This window comes from Streptomyces sp. NPDC111656 (genome assembly GCF_055656965.1).
Genome location: NZ_JBVKCA010000033.1, coordinates 63,793 through 83,017 on the forward strand (window position 1 = coordinate 63,793; position 19,225 = coordinate 83,017).

A 19,225-nucleotide genomic window follows, 5' to 3' on the forward strand; every position below is an offset into this window, starting at 1 on the left:
ATGTGTGGCATCGCAGGCACTTACCGATGGCCGGACGGAAAGGTCGTGACCGACCGGCTCACCGACACCCTCGCCCACCGCGGCCCGGACGGCGCGGGCCGCTACGGCCACCCCGTCGGTGACGGCGAAGTGCAGCTCGGGCACCGCCGGCTGGCCATCATCGACCTGTCCGAGACCGGTGCCCAGCCGATGGTCTCGGACGGCCTCGCTCTGACGTACAACGGCGAGCTGTACAACGCGCCCGAGCTGCGTGCCGAGCTGGCGGCCACCGGGGTGCGCTTCCGCGGTACCTCCGACACCGAGGTACTCCTTGAGGCCTGGCGACGCTGGGGCACGGACTGCCTGCCCCGACTGCGCGGCATGTTCGCGTTCGCCGTCTTCGACGAGCGAACCGGTGACCTGGTGCTCGCCCGCGACCAGCTCGGCATCAAGCCGCTGTTCCTGCTCCGGCGCGGCGAGGGCCTGATGTTCGCCTCCGAGCTCAAGGCGCTCGCCGCCGCGACCGGCGGGTCGCTGGAGGTGGACCATGCGGCGCTGGTGGCCTCACTGCTCTACTACTGGGTGCCGGACTCGCGCTGCGCGTTCCGCGAGGCGGAGAAGCTGCCGCCGGGGAGCTGGCTGAGGTGCCGGCCCGACGGCCGGGTGGAGCGCGGCCAGTACTGGAACCTCCGGGACATCGCCGCCGAGGGCCGGGAGCGGGCCCGGGCCGGCGAGCAGCCGGACCTCGCCGCCGTCGTCGAGGAGTCGACCCGGCGCCACCTGCTCTCCGACGTACCCGTGGCGACCTTCCTCTCCGGCGGCCTCGACTCCAGCTACCTGACCGCGCTGGCGGCCCGCTACCAACCCGGGATCTCCGCCTACACGATCGGCTTCCGCGCCGAGGACGCCAAGTTCGAGGCGATGCCGGACGACCTGCGCTACGCCCGGCAGGTGGCCGAGCGGTTCGGCGTCGACCTGCACGAGATCGAGATCGCCCCGAACGTACTCGACCTGCTGCCGCAGATGACGTACCACCTGGACGAGCCGATCGGCGACCCCGCCGCGATCAACACGTACCTGATCTGCATGGCCGCCCGGGAGGCCGGGGTCAAGGTGATGCTCTCGGGGATGGGTGCCGACGAGCTGTTCGCGGGGTACCGCAAGCATCTGGCCAACCTGCTCGCGCTGCGCTACCAGCGCGCCCCGCGACCCCTGCGGCGCGGGGTGTCCGGGGTCGTGGACCGGCTGCCGGTCGCCACGTCCCGCCGGGGGTACCGGTCGGTGCGCTTCGCGAAGCGGTTCCTCTCCTTCGCCGATCTGCCCGAGGAGACCGCGTTCCGGCGCAGCTACACCATGTACGACCAGGACGAGCTGCTCGCCCTTCTCGATCCGGACCTGGCCGGGACGGTGGACGACGTGGTGACCGAACACGCGGACGTCTACCAGGACAACGACCTCGACGACTTCGTCAACCGCATGTGCCTGACCGACGCCCGGATGTTCCTGCCGGGCCTGAACCTCGCCTACACGGACCGGTCGAGCATGGCCGCGTCGACCGAGGTACGGGTGCCGTACGTGGACGTCGAAGTGGTGAAGGCGGCGTTCGCCGTGCCCGGAGATCGCAAGATCGTCGGACGGCAGGGCAAGGCCGTCCTCAAGGAGGCGGCCACCTCGGTCCTGCCCCGGGAGATCGTCTACCGGCCCAAGGGCCTGTTCAGCGCCCCGCTGCGCGCCTGGATGAGCCGGGACCTGGCACCGCTGGTGCGCGAGGTGGTCAACGACGGCGAGCTCGTCCGTTCCGGCCTCCTGCGCCGCGACGCGCTGGCGCGCATGGTCGCCGAGGACGCCGCCGGGCAGCAGGACTTCTCCAAGCATCTGTGGCACGTACTGACCCTCGAGTACTGGTATCGCGACGCGACCTCCGGGTCCGGCCAGAGCACTCGGTTGACGGCTTAGGAATCAGGAGTTCGGGTGAAGCAGGTCGTACAGAACTACAAGAGCGGCGAGCTGGCGGTGCTCGACGTGCCGGAGCCGGGGTGCAAGCCGGGCGGTGTGCTGGTCCGCAGCGCCTTCTCGCTGATATCCACCGGAACCGAGCTCATGAAGGTGTCCGAGGCCGGCATGTCGATGCTGGGCAAGGCCCGCTCCCGGCCGGACCAGGTGGCCAAGGTCATGCAGAGCGTGGCCACCAACGGGGTGCCCGCCACCTACCGCAAGGTGATGGGCAAGCTGGACTCCTACACGCCGCTGGGCTACTCGCTGTGCGGGGTGGTCGAGCAGGTCGGCGCCGGGATCGACGACGTGAAGGTCGGCGACCTCGTGGCCTGCGCCGGCAACGAGCACGCGCTGCACGCCGAGCTGAACTGGGTGCCGAGGAACCTCTACGCCCGGGTGCCGGACGGCCTCGCGCCGCGGCACGCGGCCTTCGGCACCGTCGGGTCGATCGCGATGCAGGGCGTTCGCCAGGGCGAGCCGCAGCTCGGCGAGGTGGCGCTGGTCATCGGTCTTGGGCTGATCGGGCAACTGGTGGTGCAGCTCCTCGCCGCCGCGGGAGTCCGCGTGGTCGGAGCCGACCCCGACCCGGTGCGCTGCGAGCTCGCCGAGCGCCTGGGCGCCGCGGCCTGCGGGGATCCCGCCTCCGCGGCCGTGGAGGCGGCCGTCGCCGAACTCACCGGCGGGCACGGCGTGGACCAGGTGTTCCTGGCCGCCGGCGGCGGCAGCAACCAGCCCGTCGAGCTGGCCGCCCGGCTCTGCCGGGACCGCGGCCGGGTCGTCGACATCGGCAAGTGCCGCCTGGACCTGCCGTGGAACGCGTACTACGAGAAGGAACTCGACGTCCGCTTCTCGCGCTCGTACGGCCCCGGGCGCTACGACCCGGAGTACGAGCTGGAGGGCCGCGACTACCCGATCGGCTACGTGCGCTGGACCGAGCGCCGCAACCTGGCGTGCTTCCTCGATCTCCTCGCCCGCGGCAGCGTCGACGTGGAACCCCTGGTCTCCCACATCGCCGAGTTCGACGACGCCGTCGAGACGTACCAGCGCCTGAAGGACGGCGAACTGAAGGCCGTGGCCGTGCTGTTCCGGTACCCCGAGCAGAAAGAGGAAGCGGCGGAGGCCGAGGTTCCGGCCGTCGCCGTGCCCGCGGTGAAGCGATCCGGCGGCAAGGCGCCCACTCCGGCCCGGTCCGCCAAGGCTCCGGTGCGCCTCGCGTTCGTCGGCGCGGGAAACTACGCGACGTCGATGCTGCTGCCGCACCTGGCAGGGCGCGAAGGCGTCGAGTTGTCCACGGTCGTCACCACGACGGCGCTGTCCGCGGCCAACGCGCAGCGGAAGTTCGGCTTCGCCGAGGCGACCACCGATCTCGACGCCGTGCTCGGCGACAAGTCCATCGACGCGGTGTTCGTGGTCACCCGGCACAGCTCGCACGCCGAACTGACCCGGAGAGCACTGCTGGCCGGCAAGACGGTGTTCGTGGAGAAGCCGTTGGCGCTCACCGAGGACGAGCTGGCCGACGTACTCGCGGCGGTGGAGGAGTCCGGCAACGACCGGCTGCAGGTGGGCTTCAACCGCCGGTTCGCGCCGCTGCTGCAGGAGGCCAGGAAGCGGTTCGGCGCCCGGACCGGTCCGGCGAGCCTGCGCTACCTGGTCAACGCGGGCCGGCTGCAGCACGGCAGCTGGTACCTCCAACAGGGCACCGAGGGCTCGCGGTTCGCCGGCGAGGGCGGCCACTTCATCGACACAGCGAGCTGGCTGCTGGACGCCGACCCGGTCTCGGTGTACGCGACAGCCGCGCCCGGCAACGAGGACCTACAGGTCGTCCTGCGCTACCCGGACGGGTCCACCGCCACCATCAGCTACGTCACCACCGGCGCGGCCGGCTTCCCCAAGGAGACACTGGACCTCATCGCGGACGGCAAGGTGCTGCGGCTCGACGACTTCGTCCGTGCCTCGGTGTTCGTAGAAGGGGGGGTCGGCCGCAAGAAGTGGGTCAGCTCGCGGCTGCCCAAGGCCCGGGACAAGGGCCAGAACGCCGAACTGGCCGCGTTCATCAAGGCCGTACGGACCGGCGGGCCGATGCCGGTGCCGCTCGAGTCGCTGGTCGCCACCACGGCGGCCACCCTCGCCGTGCAGACCGGCCTGGCCGGCGGCGCGCCGGTGACGCTGGCGAGGGCCCGATGACTGTGAACTCGGGGAGTCCGGGCTGGTACCTGCGGCGGCTGTCCCGGATGGGACCGCGGGAGGTCGCGGGCCGGGCGGCCGACACGGTGCGCAGACGGCGGTGGCGGTCCGCCCGGCCGGACTGCCCGAGCGTGACCGGCGCCCGGTTCACCGCGGTGCTGCCCACCGGGACGATCGCCGCCGTACCTCCGGACGCCGCGAAACGTCTCATCGCCGAGGCGGACCGACTGATGTACGGGCACGTCGAGTATTTCGGGGTGGTCCGCGACGACCTGACCGACCCGGACTGGTGGTGCGACCCGAAGACCGGGCGCCGGGCTCCGTGGGGCTACGCCTTCGACGTGCCGTACCGGAACGAGGACGCGGTCGGCGACATCAAGCAGATCTGGGAGCTGTCCCGGCATCAGTACCTCACCGTGCTCGCCGCCGCCTACGCGATCACCGGGAACGAGCGGTACGCCGAGCGCGTGGCCGAGCACCTGCGCTCGTGGTGGGCGGCCAACCCACCGCTGCGCGGCGTGCACTGGATCAGCGGCATCGAGCTGGGCATCCGGCTGCTGTCCTGGGTGTGGATCCGCCGGCTGCTCGACGGCTGGCCGGGCGCGGCCGGGCTGTTCGAGGGCAACCCGATGGCGCTGAACCAGATCTGGCACCACCAGCGCTGGCTGGCCGCCTTCCCCAGCCGGGGGTCTTCGGCGAACAACCACGTCATCGCCGAGGCCGCCGGGCAGTTCGCCGCAGCCTGCGCGTTCGGGTGGTTCCCCTCCTCGGCGCGTTGGCGAGCCGGCGCGCTGCGGTCGCTGGAGCGGCATCTGCGCGGCAACACCTTCGACTCCGGCCTCAACCGCGAGCTGGCCACCGAGTATCACGGACTTGTGCTGGAGCTCGGCCTGGCCGCGGTGGCCGAGGCGGATGCCGCCGGCGTGCCGGTCCCCGCGTCGATCCGGCTGGTGCTGCTGCGGATGACCGACGCGCTCGCGGCCGTCGTGGACAGCCGGCTACGGCCGCCGCGCCAGGGGGACGCGGACGACGGACACGGTCTCGTCGTGGACGGCGCGGGCACCGACCGCTGGGCCTCGCTGCTGGCCACCGGCGACGCCGTGTTCGGCCGGCTCGCATGGTGGCCGACGGTGACCGGCACCGATGTGCGCACCCCGCTGCTGGCCGCGCTCATCCGGCCGTACTCGGCAAGTGGAACAGCACCGGCCGTGACCCGCCCGGCAAGCCGCCCGGCCCACTTCGCCGACGCGGGGCTCACCGTCCTGCGCGGTCCGGGAGAGATCTGGTGCCGCTGCGACGGTGGTCCGCACGGCTTCCTGTCCATCGCCGCGCATGCCCACGCGGACGCGCTGTCCGTGGAGGTCCGGCACGACGGGGTCGACGTGCTCGCCGACCCGGGGACGTTCTGCTACCACGGGCAACCCGAGTGGCGCCAGTACTTCCGGTCGACCCTCGGTCACAACACCCTGCAACTGGACGGCAGTGACCAGTCCGTCTCCGGCGGCCCGTTCCTGTGGACCCGGCAGGCCCGCAGCCGCGTCCTGGTCGCGGACGCATCCGACGAGGGTGTGGCCCGCTGGTGTGCTGAGCACGACGGTTACCGGAGCTCCGTGCACCGCCGCCGGGTGGAACTGACGGCCGCAGCCAAGGAGCTGAAGGTGGTGGACGAGGTGCGCGGCCCGAGCGGGGCCGTGCAGCTGGCGTTCCACCTCGGCCCGGCGATCGCCGCGGACCTGGCGGACAACCGGGCCGTGCTCACCTGGACCCGGGACGGCGAGGACCGCTCCGCGGAGCTCGACCTGCCCGGGCAGCTGTCCTGGCGGGCGCATCGCGGCGAGATCGACCCGCCGTTGGGCTGGTACTCCGCCGGCTTCGGGCGCAAGGAACCCACCACCACGCTGGTCGGCACCGGCTTCGCCGATGGCGCGGAGGGGTTCACCACCGTCCTCAGGTTCCGCGGCTAGGGGGGCGCGTGGGGATCAAGAGGCGGCACTGGGCGTTGGCGGTGGCACCGCTGGCGCTGGCCCTGCTGGCGACGACCGGCTGTGAGAGCACTTCGGGAACCAAGTCGGAGTCGAAGGCCGCGCCATCCACGTCCGCCACGTCCGCGGCCCGATCCGTGGCCCGGGTGTGCGCCGAGCCCGCGGCCGGGCCGGCGAAGGCACCGGCGGGCGCGGTGACGGTCGACCCCGCGGTGGTCGGTGACCTGGCAGCGAAGACCAAGAGCAGCCCTCCGAACACCACGTTCTGGCTCAAGCCGGGCAAGCACAGGCTCGACCCGGACCGCTACGCCCAGGTCATCCCGAAGGAGGGGGACCGCTACCTCGGTGCACCGGGCGCCGTGCTCGACGGCCGGGAGAAGAACCAGTACGCGTTCGCCGGCAGCGCCCGCGACGTCGCCATCCGCTACCTGACCGTGCAACGTTTCGTGGCGCCGCCCGACGAAGGCGTGGTCAACCATGACTCGGCCGACGGGTGGGTGATCGAGCACGCGACGATCAAGGACAACTCCGGCGCCGGGCTGATGGCCGGTGCCCGCCAGCAGGTCCGCGCCAGCTGCCTGCGCGACAACGGCCAGTACGGCATGAACGCGTACAAGGCCAACGGCCGCATCAACGGCCTGGTGGTCGAGGGCAACGAGATCGTGGGCAACAACACCGGCGACTGGGAGCGGCGGCGGAAGGGCTGCGGCTGCACCGGAGGCATCAAGTTCTGGGCCGTCAACGGCGCCGACGTACGCGGCAACTGGGTGCACGACAACCGCGGAACCGGGTTGTGGGCGGACACCAACAACAACGACTTCCGCATCGAGAACAACGTGCTCGAGGACAACGACGGTGCCGCGCTGATCTACGAGATCAGCTACAACGCGGTCATCCGGAACAACACGATCCGGCGGAACAACTGGGTCGAGGGCCGAAAGGGAGCCGACAGCGGCGACACCTTTCCGTTCGCGACCGTCTACCTGTCCGAGTCCGGCGGCGAACCACGGATCCGAGCCCGCACCAACAGGATCGAGATCTACGGGAACGTGTTGGAGAACAACTGGTCCGGGATCACCCTGTGGGAAAACGCCGACCGTTTCTGCAACAGCCCGGCCAACACCTCGTCCGGTGACTGCACCCTGCTGGTGAAGAAGACCAGCAGCTGTGTGAGACCGGCGATCGCCAAGGCGCCGCTCTACTCGGACTGCCGATGGAAGACCCAGCGGGTGGACATCCACGACAACCGCTTCGTGCTCGACGAGTCCGTCGTCAAGTGCACGGTGATGTGCGACCGCATGGCGGTGCTGTCCAACTACGGCACCTATCCGGACTGGTCCCCGTACCACGGCGAAGGGGTGGCCGACGCCATCACCGAGCAGCAGCACAACCGCTGGCACGACAACGTCTACGTCGGGCCGTGGAAGTTCGTCGCCGAGGACCAGAGCCGGGTGCTCGACTTCGGGCAGTGGCAGGCGACGCCGTACGAGCAGGACAAGGGCAGCACCCTCGACCTACAGGCCGGTGGTTGAGATGGGTGAGAACCTGACGCGCGGACCGGACACGGCGGGGACGCTGCCCGGCGCCGAACCGCGCCCGGCCGGCACACCGAAGACCGTCGGGATCGCCTGGGGGCTGCTGGTCCTCAACACGCTCGGCTCCGCCGGGGCGAAGACCATCGTCCCGCTGCCCCGCTCCCTCATCCAGATGGTCACCATGGGCTCACTGGTCGCCGCGTTCGCGCTGGCACTCGTGGTCAACCAGCGGGTGCGCATCAGAGCCAGCGCCTACGTGCTGCTGCTCACCCTGCTGCTGGTGTCCAGCGCGATCTCCAGCGCGAGCCTGGAGTCCGGGACGGGCGCGCTGTTCCGCTGCTTCCGGCTGACTCTCTTCGTCGGCACCCTGTGGCTGCTCAGCCGCTGGTGGGACGGCAGCCTCACGTTCGTCCGCTACCACATCCGGGCGTACTTCGCGGTCCTCGGCTCGGTGGCCCTCGGCCTGGTCGTCTCCCCGGGCAAGGCCCTGCCTGACCTCTACGGCGGACGCCTCGTCGGCGCGCTGTGGCCGCTCACCCCGCCGCAGATCGGGCAGTACGCGGCGGTGATCATCGGGCTCACCGTGCTGCTCGTCATCGGCAGGCGGACCGACCGGACCAGCGCCGTGCTGGTCATCGTGCCGTCGCTGGTGCTGCTCGCGCTGACCCACACCCGGACAGCCACGCTCGGCCTGCTGCTCGGGCTGGCGCTGGCGATCGGCTCGCTCGTCCTGACCAGCGCCGCGGCCCGCGGGTTCTTCACCTGGGCCGTGCTGTGCTCGGTGGTGGCCGCGGTCGGCTTCGCCTCCGCGCTGCAGACCTGGTTCCTGCGCGGACAGAGCCAGGAGAACTTCTCCAGTCTCACCGGCCGGGCCAAGGTCTGGAACGCCCTGCTGGCCGAGCCCCGGTCCACCTCGGAGAAGCTGTTCGGAGTGGGCCTGGGAGACAAGTCGTTCGGCGGGCTGCCGATCGACAACAGCTGGCTGGCCGTCTACAACGAGCAGGGTCTGATCGGTGTCACCCTCGTCGCGGTGATCACCGTCGTGCTGGGCGGCGTCGCGCTGCTGCGCCCGCCGTCCCTGCAGCGGGCCTGCGCGATCTTCCTGATCAGCTACTGCGCGATCGCCTCGTACACCGAGGCCGGCCTCGGCGACGCCTCGCCGTATCTGCTCCATCTGGCCCTGGCCGCCTCGCTGTTGGCGGCCCCCGCCCAGGCCGCTCCGCTCGCGCTGCCCGAAGCCCCTCGACGGCACGTCCCGCGCTGGGCCCGTAGATCGGAGGTGACCTGACCATGCACGTCCTCGTGGTGCACAACCGCTACGCCTCGGCGCAGCCGAGCGGGGAGAACAAGGTCGTCGACCAGGAGGTGGAGCTGCTGCGCGCGGCCGGCCACCGGGTCGAGGTGTTCGAGCGGCGCAGCGACGACATCGCCGCCCGGTCCCTCCTCGGCAAGGTCGCCGTGCCGCTCCTCGTGCCGTGGAATCCGGGGGTGCGCACGGAGCTCGCCGCCCGGCTGCGCGCCGAGCGGCCGGACGTGGTGCACGTCCACAACGTGTTCCCGCTCCTGTCGCCCGCGGTCCTCGCCGCCTGTGCCGACGCCGGTGTGCCCGCCGTCGCCACGCTGCACAACTACACCCAGGTGTGCCCGCCCGGCACGTTGCAGCGGGACGGCCGACCGTGCACCGAGTGTGTCGGGTCGACGCCACTGCCCGCCGTCCGGCACGGCTGCTACCGCAACTCCCGCCTCGCGACGGTGCCGCTCGCGGTCAGCCTGTCGGTCAACCGGCGGCGGTGGTGGACCGGCGTGGAGCGGTTCCTGTGCATCTCCGCGGCGCAGCGCGAGGTGCTGGTGCGGTCCGGCATGCCGGCCGAACGGCTTGCGGTGAAGCACAACTTCGTGCCCGAACCGGACACGCGCCGGGAAGGCGGGGGAGAGCAGTTGCTCTATCTCGGCCGGCTCGCTGAGGCCAAGGGAGTGCGGCTGCTCATGGCCGCGTGGGACGAGATAGCGGCGAGCGGCGGTGTGGGCGTCCCGCTCGTGATCGCCGGCACGGGGCCGCTGGAACGAGAGGTGACCGCCTGGGCGGCGGGCCGGGACGACGTGCGCTACGTCGGCCTGTTGGACCCGGCGGAGTGCCGAAAGGCCATCGCGCGGTCGGTAGCCGTGGTGGCTCCCTCGACGTGGCTGGAGGCGTTCGGCCTGGTGGTCGTGGAGGCGATGGCGGCCGGGGTCCCGACCGTCGCCGCCGGTCACGGCGCCTTCGTCGAACTCGTCGAGGACGGCGTCACCGGGCTGCTGCACCGGCCGGGTGAGGCAGCCTCGCTCGCGTCCCGCATACGCCGGATCGCGGCCGAGCCGGCCCGCAACCAGGAGATGGGCCAGGCGGCCCGGCGCCGTTACGAGCAGGGTTTCAGCCCGGCCGTCGGCCTGGAGCGCCTGATGGAGGAGTACCGCACCGCGATCGCGGGTCGGTCAGCACTGGCTCGTGGTGGGGACACCCGCGCGAGCAGGGGGGATGGGGACAGCAGATGACACGATGCCGACTCTGCGGCTCGGAAGCGATGACGAGCGTCGTCGACCTTGGGGCGACGCCACCGTGTGAGAGCTTTCTCGCCGCGGCCCAACTGGACCGGCCGGAGCCTGCGTACCCGCTGCACCTGCGGGTCTGCACCGACTGCTGGCTCGCGCAGATCCCGCCGCTGATCACGCCGGAGGAGACGTTCAAGGAGTACGCGTACTTCTCCTCGTACTCGACCTCCTGGGTGGAGCACGCGCGGACGTTCGTCGCCGACGCCGTACAGCGCCTCGCCCTCGGTTCCGACGCCTTCGTGGTCGAGGTCGCGAGCAACGACGGGTACCTGCTGCGGCACGTGGTGGACCGGGGGATCCGCTGCCTGGGCATCGAGCCGTCGGTGAACGTCGGTGCCGCGGCGCGGGAGGCCGGTGTGCCCACGTTCACGGAGTTCCTGAGCCCCGACACCGGCTCGGCGGCCCGCGCCGAGCACGGCCCGGCGGACCTGGTCGTGGCCAACAACGTGTACGCGCACATCCCCGACGTGGTCGGGTTCACCCAGGGGCTCCGCGCCCTGGTCGCCGACGACGGCTGGGTCTCCATCGAGGTGCAGCACCTGCTGACCCTGATCGAGGAGAACCAGTACGACACGATCTACCACGAGCACTTCCAGTACTACACGGTCGCGTCCGCGATCCGGGCCCTTGCCAGCGGCGGACTCGCGCTCGTGGACGTCGAGTTGCTGCCCACGCACGGCGGCTCCATCCGCCTGTGGGCCCGGCCGGCCGAGGTGGCAGGGGAGCCGTCGCAGCGGGTGGCCGACGTGCTGGCCCGGGAGAAGGCCGCCGGGCTCCAGGAGCTGTCCGGGTACACCGAGTTCTCCGCCCGAGTGGCCAAGGTGCGCCGAGATCTGCTGCGGTTCCTCATCGAAGCGGCCGAGCGCGGCGAGACGGTCGTCGGCTACGGCGCCCCGGGCAAAGGCAACACCCTGCTCAACCACTGCGGTATCCGGCCCGACCTGCTCGCGTACACGGTCGACCGCAACCCGTATAAGCACGGCAGGTTCACCCCGGGCACCCGCATCCCGATCCTGCCGCCCGAGCAGATAGCCGCCGACAAGCCGGACTACGTCCTCGTCCTCCCGTGGAACCTGCGGACCGAGCTGGTCGAGCAGCTGTCCTTCGTCCACGACTGGGGCGGTCGGCTGGTCTTCCCGATCCCGGAACTGAGCATTGTCGAGGTCGCGCAGTCGAAAGAGGTCACAGCATGAAGGTCGTCCTGTTCTGCGGCGGTTACGGGATGCGCATGCGCAACGGAACCTCCGACGACGTCCCCAAGCCGATGGCCATGGTCGGGCCGAGACCTTTGATCTGGCATGTCATGCGCTACTACGCGCACTTCGGGCACAAGGAGTTCATCCTGTGCCTCGGCTACGGGGCCCACCACATCAAGGACTTCTTCCTCAACTACGAGGAGACGGTGTCCAACGACTTCGTCCTGCGGGGCGGGCGGACCGAGTTGCTCTCCACCGACATCGCCGACTGGACGATCACCTTCGCCCAGACCGGCATCGAATCGCCCATCGGGGAGCGGCTGCGCCGGGTGCGGCACCACCTGGACGGCGACGAGATGTTCCTCGCCAACTACGCCGACGTGCTCACCGACGCCCCGCTGCCGCAGATGATCGACCGGTTCGCCCGGCGCGACGCCGGTGCGTCGATGATGGTGGTGCCGCCGCAGTCGTCGTTCCACTGTGTGGAGTTGGGCGAGGACGGCCTGGTGGGAGGCATCACCGCGGTGAGCGAACTGCCGCTGTGGGAGAACGGTGGCTACTTCGTGCTCCGCCAGGAGGTCTTCGACCACATACCGGAGAACGGGGACCTGGTCGCCGACGGATGCGCCCAACTGGCCAAGCGAGGGCGGCTGGTGGCGCATCAGCACCGCGGCTTCTGGAAGCCGACGGACACCGTGAAGGAGCGGGCCGCGCTCGACGAGGCCTACGCCCGGGGCGACCGTCCGTGGGCCGTGTGGGAACGGGACGTCGCGGGGGTGCGCGCGTGATCCGGCTCGGGGTCGGTCGTCTGGACCGGATCGTCGCCGTGGGCGCGCACTGCGACGACATCGCCATCGGCGCCGGCGGCACGCTGCTGACGCTGTGCCAGGCCCTACCGGGCGTCCGCGTCGACGCGCTGGTGCTCTCCGGCGGCGGCAGTGAGCGCGAGCAGGAGGAACAGGCCGCGCTCACCGCCTTCTGCCCGGGCGCCGACCTGCGGCTGACCGTGCACAAACTGCCGGACGGCCGACTGCCCGCGCACTGGGAGGAGGCCAAGGCCGCCGTCGAGGAACTGCGCGCGCAGACCGAGCCGGAACTGGTCCTCGCGCCGCGCACCGACGACGCCCACCAGGACCACCGCGGCCTGGCGAAGCTCATGACCACCGCGTTCCGCGACCACCTCGTACTCGGCTACGAGATCGTCAAGTGGGACGGCGACCTCGGCCGGCCGGCGGCCTACCAGCCGCTGGAGACCGAGACCGCCGAAGAGAAGGTACGGCTGCTGCAGGAGCACTACCCGTCGCAGCGGCACCGGCCCTGGTACGACCGGGAGGCCTTCCTCGGCCTCGCCCGGATCCGCGGTATCGAATGCCACGCGCGCTACGCCGAGGCCTTCGCCGTCACCAAACTCACGCTCAACCTGGGGGGTTGAACACCTTGCGCGTACTACTGACCGGACACCAGGGATATCTGGGCACCGTGATGGCACCCGTCCTCACCGCCGCCGGACACGAGGTCGTCGGCCTCGACGCCGGCCTGTTCGCCGACTCCGTCCTCGGCCCGCAGCCCGCCGACCCGCCGGGCGTACGGGTGGACCTGCGCGACATCACCGCCGAGCACGTGGCCGGGGTCGACGCCGTGATCCACCTGGCCGCGCTCTCCAACGACCCGCTCGGCTCGCTGGCGCCGGAACTCACCTACGACATCAACCACCACGCGTCCGTACGGCTGGCCCAACTCGCCCGCGACGCCGGAGTATCACGCTTCCTGTACGCGTCGACCTGCTCCGTCTACGGCGCCTCCGGCGGCGACGACCTGGTGACCGAGGACGCCCCGCTGCGCCCCGTGACGCCGTACGCGGAGTCGAAGGTGCGGGTGGAGGACGACCTGCACGCGCTGGCCGACGGCGACTTCACCCCGGTGTTCATGCGCAACGCCACCGCCTTCGGCTACTCGCCCCGGCTGCGCGCCGACATCGTGCTGAACAACCTGGTGGGCCACGCGCTCCTTTCCGGCGAGGTGCTGGTCCTCTCCGACGGCACCCCCTGGCGCCCGCTGGTGCACGCCGCCGACATCGCGCGCGCCTTCACGGCCGCGCTCACCGCGCCGCGCGAGGCGGTCCACGACCGGGCGTTCAACATCGGCAGCGAGATCAACAACGTCACCGTCGCCGAGATCGCCGAGCAGGTCGCCGAGGCGGTGTCCGGCGCGAAGGTGAGGATCACCGGCGAGAACGGGGCCGACCCGCGCTCGTACCGGGTGGACTTCTCCCGCTTCCGCGCCGCGATCCCCGACTTCGACTGCGAGTGGACGGTGAAGCAGGGAGCGCTCGAACTCGCCGACGCCTACCGGAAGTTCGGGCTGACCCGGGAGGACTTCGAGCAGCGCTTCACCCGCCTCGCCGTACTGCGCGCGGCCTCCGACACCGGCGCCGTCGACGACACCCTGCGGTGGCGCCGGTGACAGCGGTCGGCGAGGAGATGCACGCACTGGTGGAGCGGCTGTACCCGCTCTGCCGGAGCATCACCGGCGACGGTGTGCGCGCCACCCTGGACATCGTCGGCGAGTACGTCCCGTTGCAGGTGCACGAGGTGCCGACCGGGACGCAGGTGCTCGACTGGACGATTCCGCAGGAGTGGAACATTCGGGACGCGTACATCGCCGACAGCACCGGCCGGCGGGTCGTCGACTTCGCCGAGTCCAGCCTGCACGTGCTCGGCTACAGCGTGCCGGTGTCGCGGACCATGCCGCTCACCGAGCTGCGCGAACACCTGCACACGCTGCCGGAGCACCCGAACTGGGTTCCGTACCGCACGAGTTACTACAAGCCGGAGTGGGGATTCTGCCTGGCGCAGGACACCCTGGACGCGCTGCCGGACGGCGACTACGAGGTACGGATCGACTCGACCCTCGCGGACGGCCACCTCACCTACGCCGAGCACGTCGTTCCCGGACAGGTGGCTGACGAGGTCATTGTCTCCTGCCACACCTGCCACCCGTCGCTGGCCAACGACAACCTGGCCGGCATCGCGGTCGCGACCTTCCTGGCCCGCGCGCTGGCGCGGCAGACGCCGTACTACACCTACCGGTTCATCTACGCGCCCGGCACCATCGGGGCGATCACCTGGCTGGCCCGCAACGCGGAGCGGATCGAGCGGGTCAAGCACGGCCTCGTGCTGGCCTGCGCCGGAGACACGGGCCAACTGACGTACAAGCAGAGCAGGCGAGGCGACGCGGAGATCGACCGGGTGCTGCGGCACGTGTTGGCATCGTCCGAACGCCCGCACCGCGTCGACGAGTTCACGCCGTACGGCTACGACGAGCGGCAGTACTGCTCACCCGGGTTCAATCTCGGCGTGGGCTCGCTCAGCCGGACCCCGTACGCGGGCTACCCCGAGTACCACACCTCGGCGGACAATCCGGACTTCGTCTCCCCGGAGGCGATGGCCGACACCCTCGCCGTCTGCCGCCAGGCGTTCACCGTTCTCGACCGCAACCGGCGGTACCTCAACCTCAGCCCCTACGGCGAACCCCAGCTGGGCCGGCGCGGGTTGTACGACGCGCTCGGCGGACGCAGCGACACCAAGCAGGCTCAGATGGCCATGCTCTGGGTGCTCAACCTCTCCGACGGCGAGCACAGTCTGCTGGACGTCGCCGAACGGTCCGGGCTGCCCTTCGACAGCGTCGCCGGCGCGGCCGACGCCCTGCACGAGGCCGGACTGATCAAGACATGACACCGACGACCACCGACGGGGAGAATCCTCAGACGACGGCGAGACCCGCCCGGTCCGCCAAGCGGGCCCTCGTCGGCCGGCTCTCCTGGGGACTGGCCGACCAGGCGGCCTCCAGCATCAGCAACTTCGCGGTGGGCATCTACGTGGCCCGCTCGCTGGGCGTGACCGCGTTCGGCGTGTTCAGCCTCGCCTGGGTGACCTACGGCGTGGTGCTCAACGTCTCCCGGGGCCTGGCCACCGACCCGCTCGTGGTCCGCTTCAGCGGAGTACCCGAGGCGTCCTGGCGCGGGGCGGTGGCCCGCTCGACGGGCACCGCGCTCGGCGTCGGCACGGCCCTCGGAATGCTCTGCCTGGCGGCCGGACTCGGCCTCGGCGGCCGGGTCGGGCCCGCCTTCGCCGCCCTCGGTCTCATGATGCCGGGGCTGCTGCTCCAGGACGCCTGGCGGTTCTCGTTCTTCGCCGCAGGCGACGGGCGGAAGGCCTTCGTCAACGACATCGTCTGGGGCATCGCGCTCATCCCGGCCATGGTGGTGGCGGCCCATGTCGACACCGTGGCCGCCTTCGTGCTCGCCTGGGGCGCGTCCGCCACGGTCGCGGCGGGATACGGCTGCGTCCAGTCCGGCATCCGGCCCCGCACGGCACAGGCCCGCGGCTGGCTGCGCGAACAGCGCGACCTCGGCTACCGGTACCTGGTCGAGAACGTCAGCCTCAGCGGCGCCAGCCAACTCCGGGCGTACGGCCTCGGCGTGATCGTCGGAGTGAGCGCGGTCGGCGCGGTACGCGGCGCCGAACTCCTCCTCGGCCCCTTCCTCGCCGTACTGATGGGGCTGTCCCTGGTCACCGTCCCCGAGGCGGCACGCGTGCTGCGGCAGGCCCCGCACCGACTGGGCAGGTTCTGCCTCTACCTCGGCGGGGGACAGGCCACCGGAGCGCTGCTCTGGGGCTCGGCGCTGCTGCTGATGCCGGACCGGCTCGGCGAGTTGGCGCTCGGCGACGTCTGGCGCTCCTCCTCGCACCTCATCGTGCAGATCACCCTCAGCGTCGCCGGGGCGGGCCTCGGCACCGGCGCCGCGGCCGGACTGCGCGCGCTCGGCGCGGCCCGCCGCAGCCTGCGCTGCCAGCTGTTCGCCTCCGCCTGCTACGTCGGCGGCGGGCTCGGCGGGGCGGCCCTCGGCGGCACGTCCGGTTCGGCCTGGGGCGTCGCCGCCGCGACCGTCAGCGCATCGGCCGTGTGGTGGCTGCAACTGCGCTCCGCCCTGCGCGAGCGCCACCGCGAACCCATCCCCGAAGTGAGGACCGCATGACCGACCGACCGCGGCTGAGCATCGGCCTGCCCGTGTACAACGGCGAGGAGTACCTGGCCGAGTCGTTCGACGCCCTGCTCGGCCAGACCTACGAGGACTTCGAACTGGTCGTCTCCGACAACGCCTCGACCGACGGGACCGAGGACATCTGCCGCAAGTACGCCGCGCAGGACTCCCGCATCCGGTACCACCGCCTGCCCCGGAACATCGGCGCCACGCCGAACCACAACCATGTGTTCGCCGAGTCCCGCGGCGAGCTGTTCAAGTGGGCCTCGCACGACGACCTCTACGGCCGCGACCTGATCCGGCGCTGCATAGAAGCACTGGACGAGCGGCCGGACGTCATCCTCGCCCACACCGACCAGGCGGTCATCGACGGCGACGGCCAGGTGACGGTGCCCTACGAGTACACGCTCGCCACCGGCTCCCCGCACGCGCCGGAGCGCTTCCGCAGCCTGCTCTTCGAGCCGGGCGGCGACGACTTCTACGGCGTCATCCGGGCCGACGTGCTGCGCCGGGTGAAGCCGATGGACAGCTACCACCACGCGGACCGCACCTTCGTCGCCGAGATCACCCTGCACGGACGCTTCCACCAGGTCCCGGAACTCCTGTACTTCCGCCGCGACCACCCCACCCGTGCCGAACGCGCGAACCCCTCCAAGCGCGCCCGCTGCGTCAACCTGGACCCGCGCCGGGCAGGCGCGCTGCACCCGACGCCCCGGCTGCTCGCCGAGTACGTCTGGGGCTTCGCCTCCGCGATCCGGCGGGCACCGCTGTCCCCGGCCGACCGGCGTGCCTGCTACCGCCACCTGGCTTCGTGGATGACCAGCCGGGTCCGCCCGGGCGCCGGCGAGCGGGTCGAGGACCGCGCCCCGGTCGACCCGTCCCAGCTCACGGTCTCCGTGGACGCCCTCGTCGCCGGCCGCGAGGGGAGGCACGCATGACCTCCGCGCCCCAACGACCGGTGCGCGTCGGGGTGTTCGGCCTGCTCGGCTCCGGCAACCTCGGCAACGACGGATCGCTCGAAGCCGTCCTCGGCTACCTCCGTACCGACCACCCGGACGCGGTCGTGGACGCGCTGTGCGGCGGACCCGAGGCCGTGACGGCCCGGTTCGGGATCCCCGCCACCCGGATGCACTGGAACCGCGCCGAGTACCGCACCGCGTCCCGCCTGGGCTCGATCGCGTCGAAAGGTCTGGGCAAGTTCGTCGACATCTTCCGCACCGCCGCCTGGGTACGCCACCACGACGTGGTGATCGTGCCGGGCATGGGCGTCCTGGAAGCCACCCTGCCGCTACGGCCCTGGGGCTTCCCGTACTCGCTGTTTCTGCTCTGCGCGAGCGGCCGGCTGACGCGCACCCGGGTCGCGCTGGTCAGCGTCGGCGCCGCCGAGATCCGCAACCGGCCCACCCGCGCCCTGGTCCGCTGGTCGGGCCGCATGGCCGCCTACCGGTCCTACCGGGACGCCCAGTCCAGGGACGCGATGCGGGCGATGGGCGTGAACACCGCGCGCGACGAGGTCTACCCGGACCTGGCGTTCTCCCTGCCGGCGCCGCCCGCGAGCGCGCCCTTGGACGTGCCGGGCACGGTCTGCGTCGGCGTCATGGACTTCCACGGCGGCAACGACGACCGCGCCCGGGCCGACGAGATCTACGGGCGCTACCTTGACGGCACGATCCGGTTCGTCCGCACCCTGGTCGAGGAGGGCAGGCCGATCCGGCTGCTCACCGGCGACCAGTGCGATGCCTCGGTGGTCGCCGCGATCCTCGACGCGGTGGACTCACCGCTGGTCACCGCCGCCGAGCCGGCCTCACTGGCCGACCTGATGAAGGAGATGGTGACAGCCGACACCGTGGTGGCGGTCCGTTACCACAACCTGATCTGTGCGCTGAAGACCGGAACGCCGGTGCTCGCACTCAGCTACGCGGCGAAGAGCGACGCGCTCATGGACCGGATGGGCCTCGGCGCCTACTGCCACCCGGCGCGCGAGGTCGACGCCGACCGGCTGCTGGAACAGTTCCGGGCGCTGGAGAAGCGATCGGCCGAGCTGCGGCAGATCCTCACCGAGCGGAACCTGGCCGCCACCCGGCAACTGGAGCACCAGTTCACCTCCTTGACCGCGGCCGTGTTCCCCGCGACCGACCACACGCACGCTCACGCTCGGCAGGAGTCTCCATGAAAGCGACCGAAGTCCCGGAGATCACCGGCGCGTACCTCTTCGAGCCGACGCCGTACGCCGACGAACGCGGCTTCTTCTGCCGCACCTTCGACGCCGACGTGGTCCGCTCGGTGGGCCTCGACCCGGACGCCTTCGTCCAGGACAGCCTGTCCCGCTCGGTCCGGGGCGTGGTGCGCGGCCTGCACCTGCGTTCCGGCGCCGGCGAGGCCAAGTTGGTGCGGTGCTCGTACGGGCGGATCTTCGACGTCGTCGTGGACCTGCGGCCGGATTCACCGACTTACCGCCATTGGGTTTCCTTTGAACTCACAGGAGAATCACAACCAACTCTTTACATTCCCGCGGGATGCGCGCACGGTTTTCAGGCACTGACCGACACCGCCGACACCTCGTACCGCATCGACCGCCCGCACGATCCGGCCGAGGACGTGACCATCGCCTTCGACGACCCGGAGCTGGCCATTCCCTGGCCGCTGCCGGTCGCACTGATGTCCCAACGGGACCGTGAGGCGCCGAGTCTCGCCGAGGTCCTGAAGCACAGAGAAAGCTGA

The 19,225-nt window shown here is 71.2% G+C and carries 15 protein-coding genes; all 15 read left to right on the forward strand.

Annotated elements, in window-relative coordinates; translation table 11 throughout:
• The 15 genes from asnB to rfbC are packed head-to-tail and all read left to right on the forward strand — an operon-like array spanning nucleotide 1 to nucleotide 19,225.
• Nucleotides 1-1,935, forward strand: a complete 1,935-nt coding sequence (asnB, locus tag ACZ7M3_RS48335) for an asparagine synthase (glutamine-hydrolyzing) (RefSeq protein WP_472072547.1) — start codon at nucleotides 1-3, stop codon at nucleotides 1,933-1,935.
• 15 nt (nucleotides 1,936-1,950) lie between these two features.
• On the forward strand, nucleotides 1,951-4,158 hold the full coding sequence (locus ACZ7M3_RS48340) for a bi-domain-containing oxidoreductase (protein WP_472072548.1): 2,208 nt from the start codon (nucleotides 1,951-1,953) through the stop codon (nucleotides 4,156-4,158).
• Nucleotides 4,155-6,122: a heparinase II/III family protein gene (locus ACZ7M3_RS48345; RefSeq protein ID WP_472072549.1), complete on the forward strand. Its 1,968-nt coding sequence runs from the start codon at nucleotides 4,155-4,157 to the stop codon at nucleotides 6,120-6,122. Before ACZ7M3_RS48340 ends, ACZ7M3_RS48345 begins: the two co-directional genes overlap by 4 nt.
• A gap of 8 nt (nucleotides 6,123-6,130) precedes the next feature.
• Complete coding sequence (locus ACZ7M3_RS48350) at nucleotides 6,131-7,672, forward strand: right-handed parallel beta-helix repeat-containing protein (RefSeq protein WP_472072551.1); 1,542 nt, start codon at nucleotides 6,131-6,133, stop codon at nucleotides 7,670-7,672.
• Nucleotide 7,673: 1 nt separating this feature from the next.
• Nucleotides 7,674-8,963 carry an O-antigen ligase domain-containing protein gene (locus ACZ7M3_RS48355; RefSeq protein ID WP_472072553.1) on the forward strand — a complete coding sequence of 430 codons (1,290 nt, stop codon included), beginning with the start codon at nucleotides 7,674-7,676 and terminating at the stop codon, nucleotides 8,961-8,963.
• Between the two features lie 2 nt (nucleotides 8,964-8,965).
• Complete coding sequence (locus tag ACZ7M3_RS48360) at nucleotides 8,966-10,207, forward strand: glycosyltransferase (protein WP_472072555.1); 1,242 nt, start codon at nucleotides 8,966-8,968, stop codon at nucleotides 10,205-10,207.
• Complete coding sequence (locus ACZ7M3_RS48365) at nucleotides 10,204-11,457, forward strand: class I SAM-dependent methyltransferase (protein WP_472072557.1); 1,254 nt, start codon at nucleotides 10,204-10,206, stop codon at nucleotides 11,455-11,457. The genes ACZ7M3_RS48360 and ACZ7M3_RS48365 overlap by 4 nt, the downstream gene beginning before the upstream one ends.
• Nucleotides 11,454-12,248 (forward strand): sugar phosphate nucleotidyltransferase, encoded by a 795-nt coding sequence (locus ACZ7M3_RS48370; RefSeq protein ID WP_472072559.1) that lies wholly within the window; start codon nucleotides 11,454-11,456, stop codon nucleotides 12,246-12,248. The genes ACZ7M3_RS48365 and ACZ7M3_RS48370 overlap by 4 nt, the downstream gene beginning before the upstream one ends.
• A complete protein-coding gene (locus ACZ7M3_RS48375; RefSeq protein WP_472072561.1) occupies nucleotides 12,245-12,892 on the forward strand; it encodes a PIG-L deacetylase family protein in 648 nt (215 codons plus the stop codon). The genes ACZ7M3_RS48370 and ACZ7M3_RS48375 overlap by 4 nt, the downstream gene beginning before the upstream one ends.
• Nucleotides 12,893-12,897: 5 nt before the next feature.
• Entirely contained in the window at nucleotides 12,898-13,923 is a 1,026-nt protein-coding gene (locus ACZ7M3_RS48380; RefSeq protein WP_472072595.1) for an NAD-dependent epimerase/dehydratase family protein, read from the forward strand.
• Entirely contained in the window at nucleotides 13,911-15,194 is a 1,284-nt protein-coding gene (locus ACZ7M3_RS48385; protein ID WP_472072563.1) for a DUF4910 domain-containing protein, read from the forward strand. Before ACZ7M3_RS48380 ends, ACZ7M3_RS48385 begins: the two co-directional genes overlap by 13 nt.
• Nucleotides 15,191-16,498, forward strand: coding sequence for a hypothetical protein (locus tag ACZ7M3_RS48390; RefSeq protein ID WP_472072565.1), 1,308 nt, complete (start codon nucleotides 15,191-15,193; stop codon nucleotides 16,496-16,498). The genes ACZ7M3_RS48385 and ACZ7M3_RS48390 overlap by 4 nt, the downstream gene beginning before the upstream one ends.
• Nucleotides 16,495-17,442, forward strand: coding sequence for a glycosyltransferase family 2 protein (locus tag ACZ7M3_RS48395; RefSeq protein ID WP_472072567.1), 948 nt, complete (start codon nucleotides 16,495-16,497; stop codon nucleotides 17,440-17,442). Before ACZ7M3_RS48390 ends, ACZ7M3_RS48395 begins: the two co-directional genes overlap by 4 nt.
• A complete protein-coding gene (locus ACZ7M3_RS48400; RefSeq protein ID WP_472072569.1) occupies nucleotides 17,439-18,677 on the forward strand; it encodes a polysaccharide pyruvyl transferase family protein in 1,239 nt (412 codons plus the stop codon). The genes ACZ7M3_RS48395 and ACZ7M3_RS48400 overlap by 4 nt, the downstream gene beginning before the upstream one ends.
• Entirely contained in the window at nucleotides 18,674-19,225 is a 552-nt protein-coding gene (rfbC, locus tag ACZ7M3_RS48405) for a dTDP-4-dehydrorhamnose 3,5-epimerase (RefSeq protein ID WP_472072571.1), read from the forward strand. Before ACZ7M3_RS48400 ends, rfbC begins: the two co-directional genes overlap by 4 nt.